Raw genomic sequence first — 16590 nt, 5'->3', positions numbered from 1 at the left:
GCGGAATTCTGAAAAAAGGAGGCCGTCTCCGGCCTCCTAATGTTCCGTCTGTTTTCTCAGACAGAATCCATCCTTACGCTCTCTTTACGGCCTTTACCTTTACAGCCGTTCCCTCTTCCAACTCTACACTGACACTGAGCTTTCCGCTCATGTTGGTCTTCATGCTGCCTACAGCCACTCCGTCTACATACACCTCGTAGTCTGTGTCATCCTCCAGCTGTACAGTGATCTGGGCATCCTTAGCGCCCTCTACCGAAAACTCCACACCTTCATCTGACACAAGGAAATGTTCTGCAACTGTACCCGGAACGGATTCATATACAAACAGATCATTGCGCTCCAGCTTTGTGATCTCATAGAAGGTCTTTACCTTGTAAACATCTCCCTGATATTCAAAATCGGACTTCTTCGCTTTCTGTCCCAATGTGTAATTACCAAAACTGATGGTGCCATCCTGCTCTGTGCGGATCAGTTCTTCAACAACCGGCATCTTTTTATCCTCCTGTTCATTCAGTCCCGTCCCATAAGGCGGACTGCCATTCTCCACTCCCTGTCTCACAGGGATATTCTGTACTCCGATTATACAACAACCGGTTCAAAATAACCAGTTATTTTTTCTTACTTTGCCTTATTTTCTAAAACCTGCTTTTCTATTTCGCCGGAAGCGGACTTTTTCCGCGGTACAGCTTTCTTTTTTACGGAAAAGCTCAGATCCTCTCCCTCAAGTCCTACCTCTACCAGAGCATTTTTTCGCACCTTATGATCCAGCACAGCCTCTGCCAGCTTATCCTCAAGAAGGTTCTGGATCGTACGTCTTAAAGGCCTTGCGCCGTATTTGTCATCATAGCCCTTATCGATCAGATAATCTCTGGCCGCCGTATCTACAGACAGAGTAATCCCCAGCTGTTCTCTGCTGCGCTTTATAATACCCTGCAGCATAATATCTGCAATCCCCTTCATATGTTCTCTGTTTAACTGGTGGAACACGATGATCTCATCAATGCGGTTTAAAAATTCCGGCTTAAACAGATGCTTCACCTCATCCATCACACGGCCTTTCATAAAGGCATAGTCGGCCTTTGCATCTGTGGCAGTTCCAAAGCCCAGACGCTTGGGGGAAATGATATTTTCTGCCCCTGCGTTGGAGGTCATGATGATAATGGTATTTTTAAAGTCGATCTTCCGTCCCTGGGCATCTGTGATATGACCGTCGTCCAGAACCTGTAAGAGAATATTAAATACATCCGGATGCGCCTTTTCAATCTCATCAAAAAGGATCACGGAATAGGGATTCCTGCGTACCTTTTCGCTGAGCTGTCCGCCCTCCTCATATCCAACATATCCTGGCGGAGAACCGATCATCTTGGAAACACTGTGTTTCTCCATATATTCGGACATATCTACCCTGATCAGGGCTGTCTCTGTACCGAACATAGCCTCTGCCAGAGCCTTGGAAAGCTCTGTCTTTCCCACACCTGTCGGGCCAAGGAATAAAAAGGAGCCAATGGGACGTTTGGGATCTTTTAATCCCACACGGCCTCTGCGGATGGCCTTTGATACGGCAGTTACGGCTTCCTCCTGCCCCACTACCCGCTCATGGAGAATACCTTCCAGATTTTTAAGGCGCTCCGACTCTTCCTCTGCCAGCTTTTTCACCGGAATCCTGGTCCAGCCTGCCACTACATCTGCAATCTCATTTTCACTGACGATCAGTCTGCGTGTTTCCTTTTCCTTCTGCCATTTCTCTAAAAGGGCAGCGATCTTTTCCCTCAGCTTTTCCTGTTTTTTCTTGATCTCCCATGCCTTTTCATAAGCCTCCTCCCGGACAGCAGCCTCTTTTTCATCCTCCAGCTTTTCAATCTGAGCCTCTAACGCTTTGACCTTGTCCGGACGGGTATAGTTCATAAGCCGTACTCTGGAAGAAGCCTCGTCAATCAGGTCAATGGCCTTATCCGGCAGGAAGCGGTCATTGATGTACCGGCTGGACAGCTTTACCGCAGCCTCCAGGGCATCATCTGTGATCTCTACCTTATGATGATCTTCATAACGGCTTCTGAGCCCCTTTAAGATAGCAACGGATTCCTCCTCGCTGGGTTCGTCGATGGTAACAGGCTGGAAACGGCGTTCCAGAGCAGAGTCCTTTTCAATATACTTTCGATACTCATTGATCGTGGTGGCTCCAATGAGCTGAAGCTCCCCTCTTGCCAGAGAAGGTTTTAAAATATTGGAAGCATCCATGGCTCCTTCTGCTCCTCCGGCGCCAATGATCGTATGGATTTCATCAATAAAGAGGATCACGTCCTTTGAGTCTACCACTTCGGCAATTACCTTTTTGATCCGCTCCTCAAACTCACCTCTGTATTTAGAGCCAGCCACCATGCCGGACAGATCCAGGGTCATCACCCGCTTACCCGCAATGGTTTCCGGCACGTCTCCTGCTGCGATCATCTGAGCCAGTCCTTCTGCTACTGCCGTTTTTCCCACTCCCGGCTCTCCGATGAGGCAGGGATTGTTTTTTGTGCGGCGGCTTAAGATCTGGATCACCCGGCGGATCTCATTTTCACGGCCGATCACCGGGTCTAGCCTTCCCTCTTCAGCCATCTTTGTAAGATTGCGGCTGTAGCTGTCAAGGGTAGGTGTGGCATTTCCCCGCCGTCCGGCTCTGGAGCTCTGCATCTCCTCCTTTACAGTGGGAGCATCCTCGCCCATGGCAGCCAGAAGATCAATATATATCTTCTGCACACTGACGCCCATGGTATTTAAAAGGCGGCTGGCAACGCAGTCTCCCTCCCGCAGGATCGCAATGAGCAGATGCTCCGTACCGATCTGGGCTGCCTTAAACCGCACAGCCTCCCGATAGCTGTTTTCGATCACGCGGCGGGCTCTGGGAGTATAGGCAGCTGTATCTGCTGTCTGAAGGGTAGGATTGGGAGCAATGAGCTGGCTCACCAGCTCCACTACCTTATCCTCTTCCACTCCATTTTCCTCCAGTACCTTGGCTGCCACGCCGGTTCCTTCCTGCAAAAGACCAATGAGAAGATGCTCCGTACCCACATAGCCGTGGTTTAAGCTCTCTGCCACGCCAACTGCCAGGCTTAAGGCTTCCTTTGCCTGTGGTGTATATCGTTCCATAACTTTTATGTCCTCCTTATGCGCTTTCGATCATCCTGGGAAGCCGTTCCCTGATGTATGCGGCACGCACACAGTCGGCCTCCTCCTTATCCAGAGGCCGACTGGCCCACAACGCCAGATTGGCCGGTTTGATGCCGATCATCAGGCTGTATAAGCTTCTCTCCTTTTCAAAGGAAATAACGCCGTCTTCCTCTCCCGCCATAAGCTGGGACAAAAAGATCCTGGCATCCTTTTCCGTGATCCTTCTGGCATATTTTAAAATGCCGTAAGACTTCCAGGTTTCATCCTCCCGCTCCAGCCGTCTGGCATTTAAAGCAGCATTCCTAACCCGAAGCTCCTGATTGTTTAACTGAGCGGCTGCCTTTGCCACCTGCTCGATGATTTCCCGCTCCGACTGTCCCAGGCTTCTCTGATTGGACAGCTCATACATATTTCCGTAATTTTCGCTTCCTTCCCCGTAAAGCCCCCGTATCGCCGTCCCAAGCCTTCCCATGTCGCCTACGATGCTCTGAAATTTGCGTACCTGAGACAGCATAGGCAGATGGAGCACTACACAGGCCTTTAAGCCGGTTCCTACATTGGTGGGGAAAGTAGTAAGATAACCGTATTTTTCATCAAATGCATAGGAAAAACGCTCATTGATAAAATCATCCATCTGGTCTGCTTTCTTCCACAAATCCTCCAAATCCAGCCCAGGCGCGAGAAACTGGATGCGGATATGATCGTCTGCCCCTAAAAGCAGGCTGCAGCTCTCATCCTCTGATAAATACAGGCCGCCTGAACCATTCTTCTCCACTGCTGTGCGGTTCAAAATACGCCGTTCCCTTAAAGCCTGCTTTTGCGCTCCGTTCATAGCTGCCAGATCATTCCACAAAAGGGGATGCTCTCCAGTCTTCGCCTCTTTAAGCCCCTCTCTTAACTGCTCTGTCACCTGAGAGGCCGCCTGCTCACTTAACCGGGAGGGAAACACATATTCATCCCAGTTTCTGGCAAGACGGATCCGGCTGTAAATGATATTGGAGCTTTCCTCACGGATTCCTTCATACCATCGGCTCATCTGTCCTGCCTCCCTTCTCATCCCGGCCTTCGGCTGCCTTTGCTTTTAAAGCACGGATCTCATCCCTATACCGGGCCGCGCTCTCATAATCCTCCTTAGAAACAGCTTCCTTTAAGGCTTTCTGCAGACGCACCACCTGAAGGCTTTCCTCTGCAGACACAGCCGTTTTTTCTTTCCCGGGATCAGTATCGATACGGTTATCTTCCGAAGTTGTTTGCCCTTTTATGGGTTCTTCCGGCGCTTTTAACGCATCCAGGTGCTCTTTTTCAAATTTGCTCCTGAATTTTGGATGCTTTCCCTTATGGTTTTCACTTCCCTGAAGCTGTTTGATCTTGTCATTTATAAAAAGGTCAAACACCCCATAACAGTCCGGACAGCCAAACCGGCTGTTTTCCACAAAATCGTCAAAACTGGTGCCGCAGGTAGGGCAGACCACTGCCGCCCTCTCATCTGTATCCTCTTCATCTTCTTCCAGCCCTAAAAGGCCGGAAAGAAGCCTTCCCAGAGGAAATTCCCCGTCGAGCACAGCGCCATACTGTCCAAAATCCATTTCCCTGGCACAGTGAGAACAAAGATTGTGCTCTGTCTTCACTCCATTAATAATTTCCGTATATTTTATATTTGCTTCCCGTATCTTACATTTTTCACATAACATACTGCTCCTCCATCCGGGCTCCTGCCCATTTACAGGTCTTCTTCGTCTGCACAAGGTCTTGTATACCGGTCATAAATCTGATCTACCAGCTCATGGACTTCCCGCCGGGAAATATCCCGGCAGATACCACAGGCCAAAACCACATCCAGATTCTGGCGCATCTCCTCAATGGCCTGAAGTTTATCAATATCCAGACAGACAACAGCGCCCTTTCTCCGGTCCAGCTTTACAAACCCCTCCTGGCGCAAAACGGAATATGCCTTATTTACTGTATGCATATTGATGCCGATATGATCGGCCATCTGACGCACCGAGGGCAGCGTATCCCCCTCCCGTATCATATCTGTAGCGATCCCCATGATGATCTGATTGCGAAGCTGGATATAAATCGCCTCGTCGCTGTTAAAATCAATCTTTAATACCATACGCACACCATCTTTCGTTCTATGACTCTAATCGGAACGGACCTGCCGCAGCCTGAGCATCAACGTTATATCTGTTCTACAGGCAATATAACACCTGCCGTCTTTACTATAACAGGAAAATAAAGATCCGTCAAGAACCACTAACTTCTGGCTCCTGACGGATCCCTTCATTTCTGCAGATATTTTATTCCTGCCCTGCTCCTGTTCTTTAAAGCAGCTCCAAAAGCGCGTCCACCATCTCCGGCGTCGTAGCCCAGCTGGTGGCAAAACGCACAGCCGTATGGTTTTCATCTACCGGCTCCCAGATGCTGAACGCCACCTGTTCTTCCAGCCGCCGGATCGTATCCTGATCCAGTACCACAAACTGCTGGTTTGTAGGTGAATCAATAAGGAACTTACAGCCCTTTTCACGAAGTCCTTTCTTTAAACGCTCTGCCATTTGAATGGCATGGCGGCTAATTTCAAAGTACAGCCCATCTGTAAACAGAGTATCAAACTGCAGCCCCAGAAGACGCCCTTTTGCAAGCAGCGCTCCATGCTGCTTTATTAAGGTAACAAACTGTCTGGGAGCATTCTTTTTTGTAAATACCACAGCCTCCCCAAACAGTGCTCCTACCTTCGTGCCTCCGATATAAAACACATCACAGAGTCTGGCGATATCCTCTAACGTCACATCCGTATCCAGGCTCATCAGGCCATATCCCAGGCGGGCTCCGTCTAAAAACAGAGGAAGCCCGTACTCGCCGCAGATTTCAGACAGAGCTGTCAGTTCTGCTTTCGTATAAAGAGTTCCAAACTCTGTCGGATGGGAAATGTAGACCATGCCCGGAAATACCATATGGTCATGGGATGGATCCTTATAAAACGCCTCCATATATGCCCGTAACGTCTCCGGCTCTATCTTTCCGTTTTTCTGAGGCAGAGCCTGAACCTTATGGCCTGTAAACTCGATTGCCCCTGCCTCGTGGACATTCACATGACCCGTCTGGGCAGCGATCACACCCTCATAGTTCTTTAAAAGAGAATCGATCACCGTCTGGTTGGTCTGAGTCCCCCCTGTAAGAAAATAGATATCTGCCTGCGGGCAGCGGCAGGCTCCGGCAATCTTTTCCTTTGCAGCTTCACAGTAGGGATCAGCTCCATACCCCGGAGTCTGCTCCCGGTTTGTCTCCGCCAGACGTTTTAAAATGGCCTCATGGGCCCCTTCTGTATAATCACTTTCAAATGACAGCATATCGTTCTCTCCTTTTCTTATGATTTTATCCTTTGCAACCATCCATAACCTTTATAACAAGTTCTAAAATCCGATCCATATCCTGAAATGGATACACCGGCGTCTCATCCCATTTTCCCTGTATCCCTCCGCCTCCAAAATCTGTTACATAAGCCAGTACGGTCTCCTGTCTGCATACAGGCTCTGTTGAAATGACTCTGCGCATGGTCTCAAGCTTGGGATAGGATGAATGTTTCTGCCCCTCCAAAAGGATCAGATCCGCCTCTGAAAAACAGGCAATGAAATCTTCTGCCTGCTTTGTTTCTTCTTTGACCACGCAAAACCTCTTTTCTGAATAAACAACCGTTCCAAAAGCCCCGGCAGCCTTCATGCGATGGCTGTCCGTTCCGGGAACATCCGGGGTAAAATCGTGACCGTCATGCTTGATCACGGCGACTTTCACCCCACGTTTGGAGAGTTCTCTTACAAGTGCTTCTGTAAGCGTCGTTTTTCCCGTATTTTTACTGCCGCTTACCGCCAATACTGCAGGCCTTTTTCTATCTTCCAGCGCTTCATACGCCTCCGGACGGTTTATATTCATAAACCAGGTATCGGGAATGTGTTCCTTTTCTGTATCCAGAATACGCATACGCAGTCTGCTGCACAGCGTCCTCATCCGGAACTCCCCCTCATTCAGGCAGGATTCAATCACCGGAAGGGCGCTTTTGGCGTAAAAAGCGCAGACGGGATGGAGCCGTCCGTCCCGTGTGCGCCACATAACCCCGTCATCTCCCTCTTTAAAAGCAGCTACCAGACGGACAGCCATTTCCTTTCTGAAAAATGGCAGATCGCAGGACACAAAAAACAGGCCTTCCATGGAACTGTCCTTTAAAAGACAGGCCTTAAGACAGGACACAATCCCTCCCATGGGACCTGCCTGCTGAATCTGATCCAAAACAGGGTTCCACAGAGCCATTTTGTTTCCGGCATCTTCACTTGGGCTGCTTTTTTCTGCCTCTGAAAGAAAACAGGGTATACCAAGCTGCTCCAGCTCCTGTCTGATCCGAAAACCGAAGGTTTGTCCTCTCCATATGAGCTCTGACTTATCTCTGTATCCCATACGGCTTCCTCTGCCGCCTTTTAAAAGAACACAGCCCCATTTCATAATTTCGTCTCCTATCCCCGGCTGCCAGCTAAAAAGCCAGCGATCAGGCACTATGATGATTAAGCATATCAGTTTCCGGGTTGAAAATCAAGACTTTCATTCTCTCGTTTTTCCCGTTTTCTGTCAATTTGCAGCCGTATATTGCATATTATGATTACTGAAATTATTTCCTGCCCGGAGGACAGAGAATGTACAAAATTGCAGGTTTTTTCCACCCGGAAGGGGTGTACTTAAACAACAGAGCTTATTTTCAGGAGCGCCTGAACGCTATGGGAGATTCCCTGAAGAAAAACGGAAAGGGCCAGACAAGGCTGTGGCTCTCTTCCTGCATTTGCCTTTCAGAAACCGGGCCGTCGGAGCCAGAAACCGCAAGCAGCCTTATCTCAAAAGCCTTTGGTTCAGGCATTGTGGCCGTGGCTTTCTGCGGAGAACTTTACAATTCCAACGAGCTTCGGACAGAACTGAAACATCTGGGGCACTCCTTTCAATCCTCCTCAGATAAAGAAATCCTTCTGGAAAGTTATCTGGAATGGGGAATGGATTTTGTAAAACGGCTTAACGGTATTTTTGCCTTTGCCATCTGTGATACAGCCTGTCAGACGCTTCTTCTCTTTCGAGACAGGATCGGTTCAAAACCGCTGTTTTACACCGTTCTTAAAGACGGTGAGCTGGCCTTTTCCTCCCGTATCCGCTCCCTCCTTTCTCTGCCCGAAATCAAACCGGAACTGGATCTTACAGGCGCAAACGAAATTTTCTCCCTTGGGCCTGCCAGATCCTCAGGCTGCGGTATTTTCTGCGGCATCCGTGAGGTGCTTCCCGGCCATGTCCTGATCCTTACGCCGGAAAGAAAAACGGAAAAACCCTACTGGACGCTGGAAAGCCATCCCCACGGTGACTCCTGGGAAAAGACCGTAGAAAAAACCTCCTTCTTAGTCACCGATGCTATCAGCCGTCAGCTGGACTCTGCTGAACCGGTATGCACCTTTTTATCCGGCGGGCTGGATTCCAGCCTGGTATCTGCCGTCTGCGCCAGGAAATGTGCAGCGGTCGGAAAGACCCTTACCACCTTCTCCTTTGACTTTACGGAAAATGACGCCTGCTTTCAGTCCAACGATTTCCAGCCCTCCAGGGACCGTCCTTATGCAGAACAGATGGTCCGCTGCCTTCATACCGATCATCATTATCTGGAATGCAGCAGTACTGTTTTAGCCAGCCGCCTTACAGATTCCGTTTTAGCTCACGATCTGCCGGCCATGGGAGATATCGACGCCTCCCTTCTGCACTTTTGCTCCATGGTAAAAAATACCAGCTCCGTGGCGCTCACAGGTGAATGTGCCGATGAGATCTTCGGAGGTTATCCCTGGTTTTATAAAGAAGACTGCCTTAAATTTCACGGCTTTCCCTGGACGATGGATCTGTCGCCCAGAAAGGCGCTGCTGAAGGATGAAATAATTAAACTGCTCCATATGGAGGAATATGTACAAAGCGCCTGCGATTTTTCCCTGTCCCATCTCCCCGTCTGCAAAGAGGATACAAAAAAAGAAGCCAGACAACGGGAAATTGTCTGGCTGAATCTGAACTGGTTTATGCGTACTCTTTTAGAACGCATGGATCGGGCCGCTGATTTTTCCGGCTTAAAAGCCAGAGTTCCTTTTGCCGACCACAGGATTATTGAATATCTCTGGAATGTGCCCTGGGAACTGAAGGCAAAGGATCATACGGCAAAGGGTCTCCTGCGCCATGTCTCCAAGGGACTGCTTCCCGAAGAAGTATTATGGCGCAGAAAATCCCCCTATCCCAAAACATATGATACACACTATGAAGCTCTGCTCGCAGAACAGGTGCGTGAAATAATCCATGATCCCTCTTCCCCTGTTATGGAATTTTTAGACAGAGAAAAGACGGAACGTTTCCTTCAGATGACCTCTGACTATGGAAAGCCCTGGTACGGCCAGCTCATGGCAGGCCCGCAGATGATGGCTTATCTGATCCAGATCAACTTCTGGCTGAGTCATTACCGCATAACCCTTAAGCTATGACGATGGATTAGAGAACAGAAGCTGCAATCGCATCTGCAATCGCATCTATTTCTGCCTCCTGTCCCTTCTTTAAGCTGGATTTGATGCTTAAGGAGGGCTCCAGGATCTCCATGTTTTTCATCGTAGAAATGATTTCCTTCATCTGCTTTGCAGCGATGAGGCCCCAGGAACCATTTTCCATTAGGGCTACGGTGCGGTTCTGAAGCGCATGTGCTTTTAAGTCGCCCAGCACCCGCTCCATATTTGTGAAAATGCCGCCGTTATAGGTTACGGAAGCAAATACCAGATGGCTGCAGCGGAAGGCTTCGCTTACCAGAACGGACGGATGAGTAGAGGAAACGTCATAAACCGCAATATTGCGGACGCCTCTGTCCGCCAGTCTGCAGGCAAGAATATTGGCCGCATTCTCTGTATTTCCGTAAATAGATCCGTAGGCGATCATAACTGCCCTTTCCTCAGGCGCGTAGCTACTCCAGGTAAGATATTTGTCCACATACCAGCTGATATTCTCACGCCATACAGGGCCGTGGAGCGGGCAGATCATCTGGATATCCAGTCCGGCAGCCTTTTTTAACAGCGTCTGAACGGAAGCACCAAACTTTCCTACGATATTTGTATAATATCTTCTGGCGTCATCCAGCCAATCACGCTCAAAATTCACTTCATCCGCAAAAATATTTCCATTCATAGCGCCAAAGGTACCAAAGGCGTCTGCGGAAAACAGTATCTTGTCTGTCATATCGTAGGTAACCATAACCTCCGGCCAGTGAACCATAGGAGCCATAACAAATGTATACGTGTGCTTTCCGGTGCAGAAGGTATCGTTTTCCTTTACGATCACTGCCCGGGAATCAATGTCAAAATCAAAGAACTGCTTGATAATAGCAACTGTCTTGGCATTGCATACGATCTTTACTTCCGGATAACGTCTTACTACCTCTGACAGCGTGGACGCATGATCCGGCTCCATATGATTCACAATTACATAATCCAGCGTACGGCCTTCCAGTACAGCTTCCAGATTTTCAAACAGCTGGTCGCCGATGGCGTTGTCTACCGTGTCAAAGAGAACCGTTTTTTCATCTTTTAAAACGTATGCGTTGTAAGAAACTCCTCTGGGGATTGGAAATGCATTTTCAAACAAAGTCAGACGGCGGTCTGTCCCGCCAACCCAGAATAAATCATCTTTAATCTTTTTAATACAGTACATCTCTAATCTTCCTTTCCAATGGACGTTAAAATATACACAAATTTAATCCGTAGGCAGTATAGCACAAATTGTTTTAAATGTCATTGTATTATTTGCCGAACAGAAGGATTTTTAAACCGGTTTCCGATAAAAACAGCCCCAAAAGTAAAGACATATCCTTACATTTGGGGCTAAATCCTATTTACAGATCAAAAATTTCAAAATCATCGCCATCTTCCCGCTTTTCCTCCGATGACAGACGCGGATGGAGCTGACGGATGGGAGCCTTAGGCTCAGGCTCTGCCGTTTCATGTTCCGGTTCTTCTTCCTCATCCTCAAAGGAAAGATCTATGGTGTCAAAGAAGTCGTCCTCCTCCTTGGAAGCCGGTTCTTCTTCCGATGTGTCACCCTGATCTTCCTCAACGATATACTCCATCTCTTCCGCTTCTTCCTCTTCAAACGGATCCGGGATCAGCTTCTCTCTTTCTTCTTTCCGGCTGTGTAATGGTGCCTCTTCCTTCTGCGGTCTGGACCCTGTCTCATCCTTCCGCTCAGAAATCCGTTCTCTTCTTCCTCTGTCTTTCTTTCCTGTCAGGGACACAATAAGAAGAACAACCAATACAAGAGCAATCACGATCACTGCGATCAGCAGGGTACGGAACAGATTATAATCCTTTCTGAGGGAATCATACTGTCCGGCTAAAAGCTCGTATGTCTCCGCAGATACCGCGGTAGATGAGCTGTCAGCAAAATATCGCTGGATGGTACGCTCAGAACTCTTTAAATCGTATCGGTACAGTCCCTTTTCTCCATCCTCATTCATGGCATAAATTACGCAGTATTCATGCTCTGCCTCATCGCCCCATACCCATCCGGTCACCTTATGATCGTCAATGGTAATGGTGGTAGAAACCAGTCCTTCCGGCACCTCTACCGTATCATCCGGCTCCATCACAGTAAAGGAACGTCTGGAAACATGCATCTCAAAGGCTTCATTTGCAGAAGAGGTCTGGCTGTCCGCAGATGCTCCGCCTTCTTCTTTAGTAACTACGATCACATATTCTTTTGAGGCCTGTCCGTCCTGTGCAGTAACCTTTACCGTGACGCGGTTTTCACCCATTTGAAGGCCTTCTGCTCCTGAAACCTGCGTAGCCGCCTTGCTGTCTGCCGTTTCTGCGCTGACGATCAGCTGATCAACATCCGTACCCACTTTCACGCTGTAAGTGTCCACATCTGCTGAAAACTCCGGAGAAAGGGTGCCGGGGGACACCTTTAAGGATTTCAAAGAAGCATTATCAGAAGCCCCCTCCTCTGCGGTCACTGTCACCTTCGACTGTCCCTGCTGATCCACTGTAACAAGCTTGGAATTCGCGTCATAAACTTCCTGCTCTTTAACCGTGATCTGGGAGGTGCCTGCAGTAAGCGCCTTAAATTTCAGCTCATAGGCCAGTGTGGAGGCGCCGCCTGCTCCTGCATCTCCATGAACCCGGAGAGCTCCGTTTCCGCCGTCCGTATTGGTTCCCTCGATAAATTCCAGGCTGGCTGCATCATAGGAAAGCATCACATCTGCCGTAGATAAGGGTTCACTGCCTGATATCTTCATTCTGACAGTAAATTCACTGCCTGCAGCTGCAGACGGATCGGAAAATGCGATCCGCGCCGTTGCGGCGAAGGCTGTGATGCCGCACCATGGCAGCAGCACCGTCATCACACACATGAGAAGCAGCGCCGCCGCTCCTTGTTTTATTCGTTTTATCATGATCATTCCTGCTTTCTCTTATTTCATTTCTTTTCCATCGCAGTTTCCTGCGCTTATCCTGCGGCTTAAGGGCTTACGCCCACAATTGTCACATTGCTGCCACCGGGAGTGTTTCCTCCTCCCGAATTTCCGGAACCTCCTGATGAACCGGGGCCGGACGAACCGTTTCCTCCTCCCGGGCCTTCAGAGGAACCGGGGCTAGAAGGCGAGCCTGCACTTCCTGATGAGCCAGAGGATACAGGCCCTCCGTCCTGCTTTACCACATGGATCGTATAGGTTCTTGCGCTTCCATTTTCAGCAGTTACCGTAATCGCAATATCTGTGGTTGATCCATTTAACGGAATACTTCCTGCTCCCGAAACAGACGCTTTTGAATCAGCGGCAGCTGCATTAACCTGAATGCTGGAAACAGACGTATTTACGATCAGATTGTAACTTTCTGTATCCTTTCCAAAGGAAGGCGTCAGACTGTAGCCCTCAGCGCTCAGGCTGGAAAGCTTATTGTTCGGGCTTCCGTCGCCTACCGGAGCTGCACAGGCTGTTTCCGGCATATTGTTGTAAACCGGGATCTGAAACTCAAGAGCAGAATCCTTTACGCTGCTGTATGCCTTGGACAGCCGCTCCGCCTCAGAGGCTGCACCCTGGATATTTGTCATATACTGGTGCTTATACAGATTGGAACCCTGTACGTTAAACTTTTTCAGATAAAACGTATTCTGTCCTGCTTTTACATAATTATCCCCGTAATTTTGGGCGCCTCCGATAATTGATTTTTCCACTGTGTTCCACGGGCGTCCGTAGGAACCGGACTGAGACGCATAGCGAAGGCCTGTCTGTATGGCGGACATGGAGCCGGACTGATATGCTTCTACATTAAAGAAGTTATAATATCCCGGATAGCCGGAATAATTGCCGGAAATCAGTGGGGAGCCGCCGTTTGTTCCCTGCTCCTGAAGAATCATGGCTGCCAGCACATAGGGACTTACTCCCGACTGCGCTGCCGCATCCATAATAATATCCACATACAGCTTACTTCCTGAACCCGTATTGGAAGAGGGAGTTCCGGATGAGCTTCCTGAGGAAGAGGGGCCGCTGGAAGAGCCTGCATTCTGAGAGGAAGAACTGCCGGATGGACCGGATGTCTGGGAAGAACCCGTACCAGAGGCCTGTCCGCCGCTTTCCGGCGCCTGTCCCACACTTACATTTGAGTCACTTCCACCGCTTCCCGATGATACGCCGGGTCCTCCTGTGTTTGGACTGCCGGAAGAAGACGGAGCGTTAGAACCGGACGAACCGGAAGGTGCACCCGTATTTTGAGAACTGCTTCCCGGCGCTTCCCCTACGCCAATACCGGTCATGACAAGATTATGGTTTCTGGGTGTTACAGAAGCATGGGGCGCCTCTAAGCTTACCTCTCCCGTACTTCCTGCCGGACTGCCTGAGTTTCTGCTGCTTCCCGATACGCCGGGGCCATGATTTACATCCTGATCCTTTCCCTGGCTGCGCCCGGGGCCATCCTTGGAAACACCGCCTGAGCTGCCAGAAGAACCGGACGGGCCAGAAGCGCCTGTACTCCCTGTGCTGCTTCCTGTTCCTGTGGAATCCGTAGTACCGGAAAGAAAGCTGCCCTCTACCATTTTCGCAAGCCCGTCTCTTGTCTGAGTGGAGGAGTTATATTCATGGGAAAGGAACTGGAATACATAGGTATCGTCCAGAAAGTTTCTGGGATCCATATAGTACCTGATGATATCCTCAGAAGCTGCCACCCAGTTGCTGCCGTCAAAGCCGGTCCATGTACTGTTATCCCAGTTATAGGCCCCGCTCTCTACGGATTTCCAGGAGGAAATGCTCCCGGATGAAACCAGATTCCGGCCCAGGAGGGCTTCATTTTCAATTACCGTGTTCCAGTCCAGCCCTGTTTTTTTGGCCTTGAACACCCAGTTCGGATACTGGGCATGGAGCTGGCGCAGGCCATTTTTATAGCTTTCCGGAAAGCCCTCCGCGCTCAGTTTTGCTTCAAAGTCCGAATCCGTCGTATAGGATACAGGCAGACGCACATATTCAGCAGATACATATCCCGTCTGTTCTGTACCTCCGGTACCGGAAAAACGGATCTGATACCAGGTCTTCCCATCCGTCCCCCGCTGTTCTCCCAAAACCTGAATGGATGCTCCCGCAGCCAGACGGCCTATGGCCTGATAACCGGTTCCGGCCCCGCTGCGAACGTTTAAAGAGGAGGCCTTCACTGTGGCTGCTCCCGTATAAGCATAGGTATCCATCGGATGAAACGGAACTGCTCCCGGAAGCTGGACAGCAAGTGCCAGACCCAGCATTACCGCAAGACCCCTTTTGTATTTTTTAACCTTCATGTGTATATGTATCTCCTGTCCTGTTTTTCATAAAAGACTGTGTCAAGAAACCCTTTTACGGCATTTTCTTTATTATAATGACAAATATTGCTCTATGTCAACTGCAACGCAAAAACTTCACATAATGCAGCTGAATTGTAAGAAAAGTTTAAAAAATAAAAAACATCCCGCAAATATGTTTCCAGGCTGCCGGCACTGTAAGCGCTTCTATATCCCTGTCTGCATACAGGCCATACTCCCCCAGCTTGCGGTCACCCAGACTGTACTGAATGTTTCCCAGGAGTTCTCCCTTCTTTACAGGCGCAAAGATACGTTCTGGAAGCGTAACTTCCCGTCTGATCTCTTCCTTTTCTTCCTTATTTAATAGGATTTCAAGACGGCTGTCCGTTTCCTCCTGCTTCATCACAGCATGAAGAACTCCTTCGGGATTTTCACCCCAGCAGATTCCGCCCTCTGTACAGATCGTATGCTCCGGTTCCGGTTTAAAAATATCCGTAAGCTCATATTGCTCCAGACCATATGAAAACAGCCTTCTGGCATCTGCCCACTTATATGTTTTATGGGGCGGCCAGCCGCAGCCTAAAAGCGAGATGATATACAAGCGTCCGTCCCGAAAAAGAGCCCCTGTATAGCAATATCCTGCGCCTCCTGTAAATCCGGTCTTTCCTGTGAGCGCACCGTCCATCATGGTAAGAAGGGCATTGTGGTTTCTGCAGGAAAAGGCCCTTTTTCCCGATTCATCTGTAAAATAATAATCTGACGTCCTGGTAATCTTTAAAAACTCCTCTTTTTGGGGAGACTGTGTAATGCAGTAACGCAGGATCTGAGCCAGGTCTGCCGCTGTGGTAGAATGGATCCGCTCTGTACCGTTTTCATCCTCTTCCTTTTTATCAAGACCATTGGGAGTGATAAACCAGGTATCCCTGCATCCTAAGCTCTCAGCTTTTTCATTCATTCTGCGGCTGAATTCCTCTGTGGAGCCTGCTGTTTTTTCTGCGATCATCACTGCCGCATCATTATAGGATTCCAGCATCAGAGCATAAAGGAGATCTCTGATCTGATAGCGCTCCCCCTTTTTTACCCCCAGTCTGACCTGTGGCTGGGCTGCAGCATTAGACGAAGCTTCTGCAAACTCATCCAGTCCTCCGGCCTCCAATGCCAGAATACAGGTCATAATCTTAGTCGTACTGGCCATAGGGCGGATATCATTCTCATTTTTCCCATAAAGGATCCGTCCGGTAAGGCCGTCCATGAGAACAGCAGACTGCGCGTGCAGGGAAAGCTTTGGATCGTTCTGCTCTTTTGGCAGCGCTGCCGCCTCATATGACGCCGCTGCCCCACCGGATGCAGCCGTATACATAACCCCTTTTTCCTGTATGATCCCAGACCGCTGTATCTGCCCGATTTCCGGACACAGCCCTGCCGCAAGTCCCAGCTGTCCCGCCAGGCACAGTCCTGCCAGGATCCGTCTGATACAGCCCCGCTGCTGCGTTTTTTCCTTTTTTATCCTCATGCCGCCACTTTCCCCGGTTCCTTCCTCCTATCCTATTCGCAAAATCCTTTACATATTCTTGCATCTGCATACGC

12 protein-coding genes are annotated in these 16590 nt (G+C 49.3%); 1 reads left to right on the top strand and 11 read right to left on the bottom strand.

All coding sequences use genetic code 11. The features are described 5' to 3' along the window. Nucleotides 1-73 precede the first annotated feature (73 nt). The 7 genes from BN3656_RS10200 to mobB form a co-directional block, all read right to left on the bottom strand. Complete coding sequence (locus BN3656_RS10200; RefSeq protein WP_066550707.1) at nucleotides 74-490, bottom strand: endosialidase; 417 nt, start codon at nucleotides 488-490, stop codon at nucleotides 74-76. A gap of 128 nt (nucleotides 491-618) precedes the next feature. Beyond that, complete coding sequence (locus tag BN3656_RS10195; RefSeq protein ID WP_066547522.1) at nucleotides 619-3132, bottom strand: ATP-dependent Clp protease ATP-binding subunit; 2514 nt, start codon at nucleotides 3130-3132, stop codon at nucleotides 619-621. 16 nt (nucleotides 3133-3148) lie between these two features. Then, nucleotides 3149-4189, bottom strand: a complete 1041-nt coding sequence (locus BN3656_RS10190; protein WP_066547519.1) for an ATP--guanido phosphotransferase — start codon at nucleotides 4187-4189, stop codon at nucleotides 3149-3151. Further along, nucleotides 4173-4844: a UvrB/UvrC motif-containing protein gene (locus BN3656_RS10185; RefSeq protein WP_066547516.1), complete on the bottom strand. Its 672-nt coding sequence runs from the start codon at nucleotides 4842-4844 to the stop codon at nucleotides 4173-4175. Before BN3656_RS10185 ends, BN3656_RS10190 begins: the two co-directional genes overlap by 17 nt. Nucleotides 4845-4873: 29 nt before the next feature. Continuing rightward, nucleotides 4874-5269, bottom strand: coding sequence for a GntR family transcriptional regulator (locus BN3656_RS10180; RefSeq protein ID WP_066547513.1), 396 nt, complete (start codon nucleotides 5267-5269; stop codon nucleotides 4874-4876). A 208-nt stretch (nucleotides 5270-5477) separates the two neighbouring features. Beyond that, complete coding sequence (locus tag BN3656_RS10175) at nucleotides 5478-6503, bottom strand: low specificity L-threonine aldolase (RefSeq protein ID WP_066547511.1); 1026 nt, start codon at nucleotides 6501-6503, stop codon at nucleotides 5478-5480. Nucleotides 6504-6528: 25 nt separating this feature from the next. Then, on the bottom strand, nucleotides 6529-7647 hold the full coding sequence (gene mobB, locus BN3656_RS10170) for a molybdopterin-guanine dinucleotide biosynthesis protein B (RefSeq protein ID WP_081422929.1): 1119 nt from the start codon (nucleotides 7645-7647) through the stop codon (nucleotides 6529-6531). A gap of 188 nt (nucleotides 7648-7835) precedes the next feature. Here mobB and asnB point away from each other — a divergent pair, with 188 nt between their 5' ends. Further along, nucleotides 7836-9686, top strand: coding sequence for an asparagine synthase (glutamine-hydrolyzing) (gene asnB / locus BN3656_RS10165; RefSeq protein ID WP_066547504.1), 1851 nt, complete (start codon nucleotides 7836-7838; stop codon nucleotides 9684-9686). A 7-nt stretch (nucleotides 9687-9693) separates the two neighbouring features. On the opposite strand, the gene BN3656_RS10160 is transcribed toward asnB, so the two are convergent. The 4 genes from BN3656_RS10160 to BN3656_RS10145 all read right to left on the bottom strand — a co-directional run bounded on the left by BN3656_RS10160 (nucleotide 9694) and on the right by BN3656_RS10145 (nucleotide 16516). Next, nucleotides 9694-10896, bottom strand: coding sequence for an FprA family A-type flavoprotein (locus BN3656_RS10160; protein ID WP_066547501.1), 1203 nt, complete (start codon nucleotides 10894-10896; stop codon nucleotides 9694-9696). Nucleotides 10897-11077: 181 nt separating this feature from the next. Continuing rightward, on the bottom strand, nucleotides 11078-12634 hold the full coding sequence (locus BN3656_RS10155; protein ID WP_081423004.1) for a cadherin-like beta sandwich domain-containing protein: 1557 nt from the start codon (nucleotides 12632-12634) through the stop codon (nucleotides 11078-11080). 65 nt (nucleotides 12635-12699) lie between these two features. Beyond that, nucleotides 12700-15003: an SH3 domain-containing protein gene (locus tag BN3656_RS10150; protein WP_066547496.1), complete on the bottom strand. Its 2304-nt coding sequence runs from the start codon at nucleotides 15001-15003 to the stop codon at nucleotides 12700-12702. 148 nt (nucleotides 15004-15151) lie between these two features. Continuing rightward, the gene (locus tag BN3656_RS10145; protein WP_081422928.1) at nucleotides 15152-16516 is read right to left on the bottom strand and encodes a D-alanyl-D-alanine carboxypeptidase family protein; all 1365 of its coding nucleotides are present in this window, start codon (nucleotides 16514-16516) and stop codon (nucleotides 15152-15154) included. Nucleotides 16517-16590 lie beyond the last annotated feature (74 nt).

Origin of the sequence: Clostridium sp. AT4, assembly GCF_001517625.2 — a bacterium.
Taxonomy (GTDB): Bacteria; Bacillota; Clostridia; order Lachnospirales; family Lachnospiraceae; genus Enterocloster.
The sequence above is the reverse complement of the archived record's forward strand: the minus strand, read 5'-3'. Positions and strand labels throughout refer to the sequence as shown.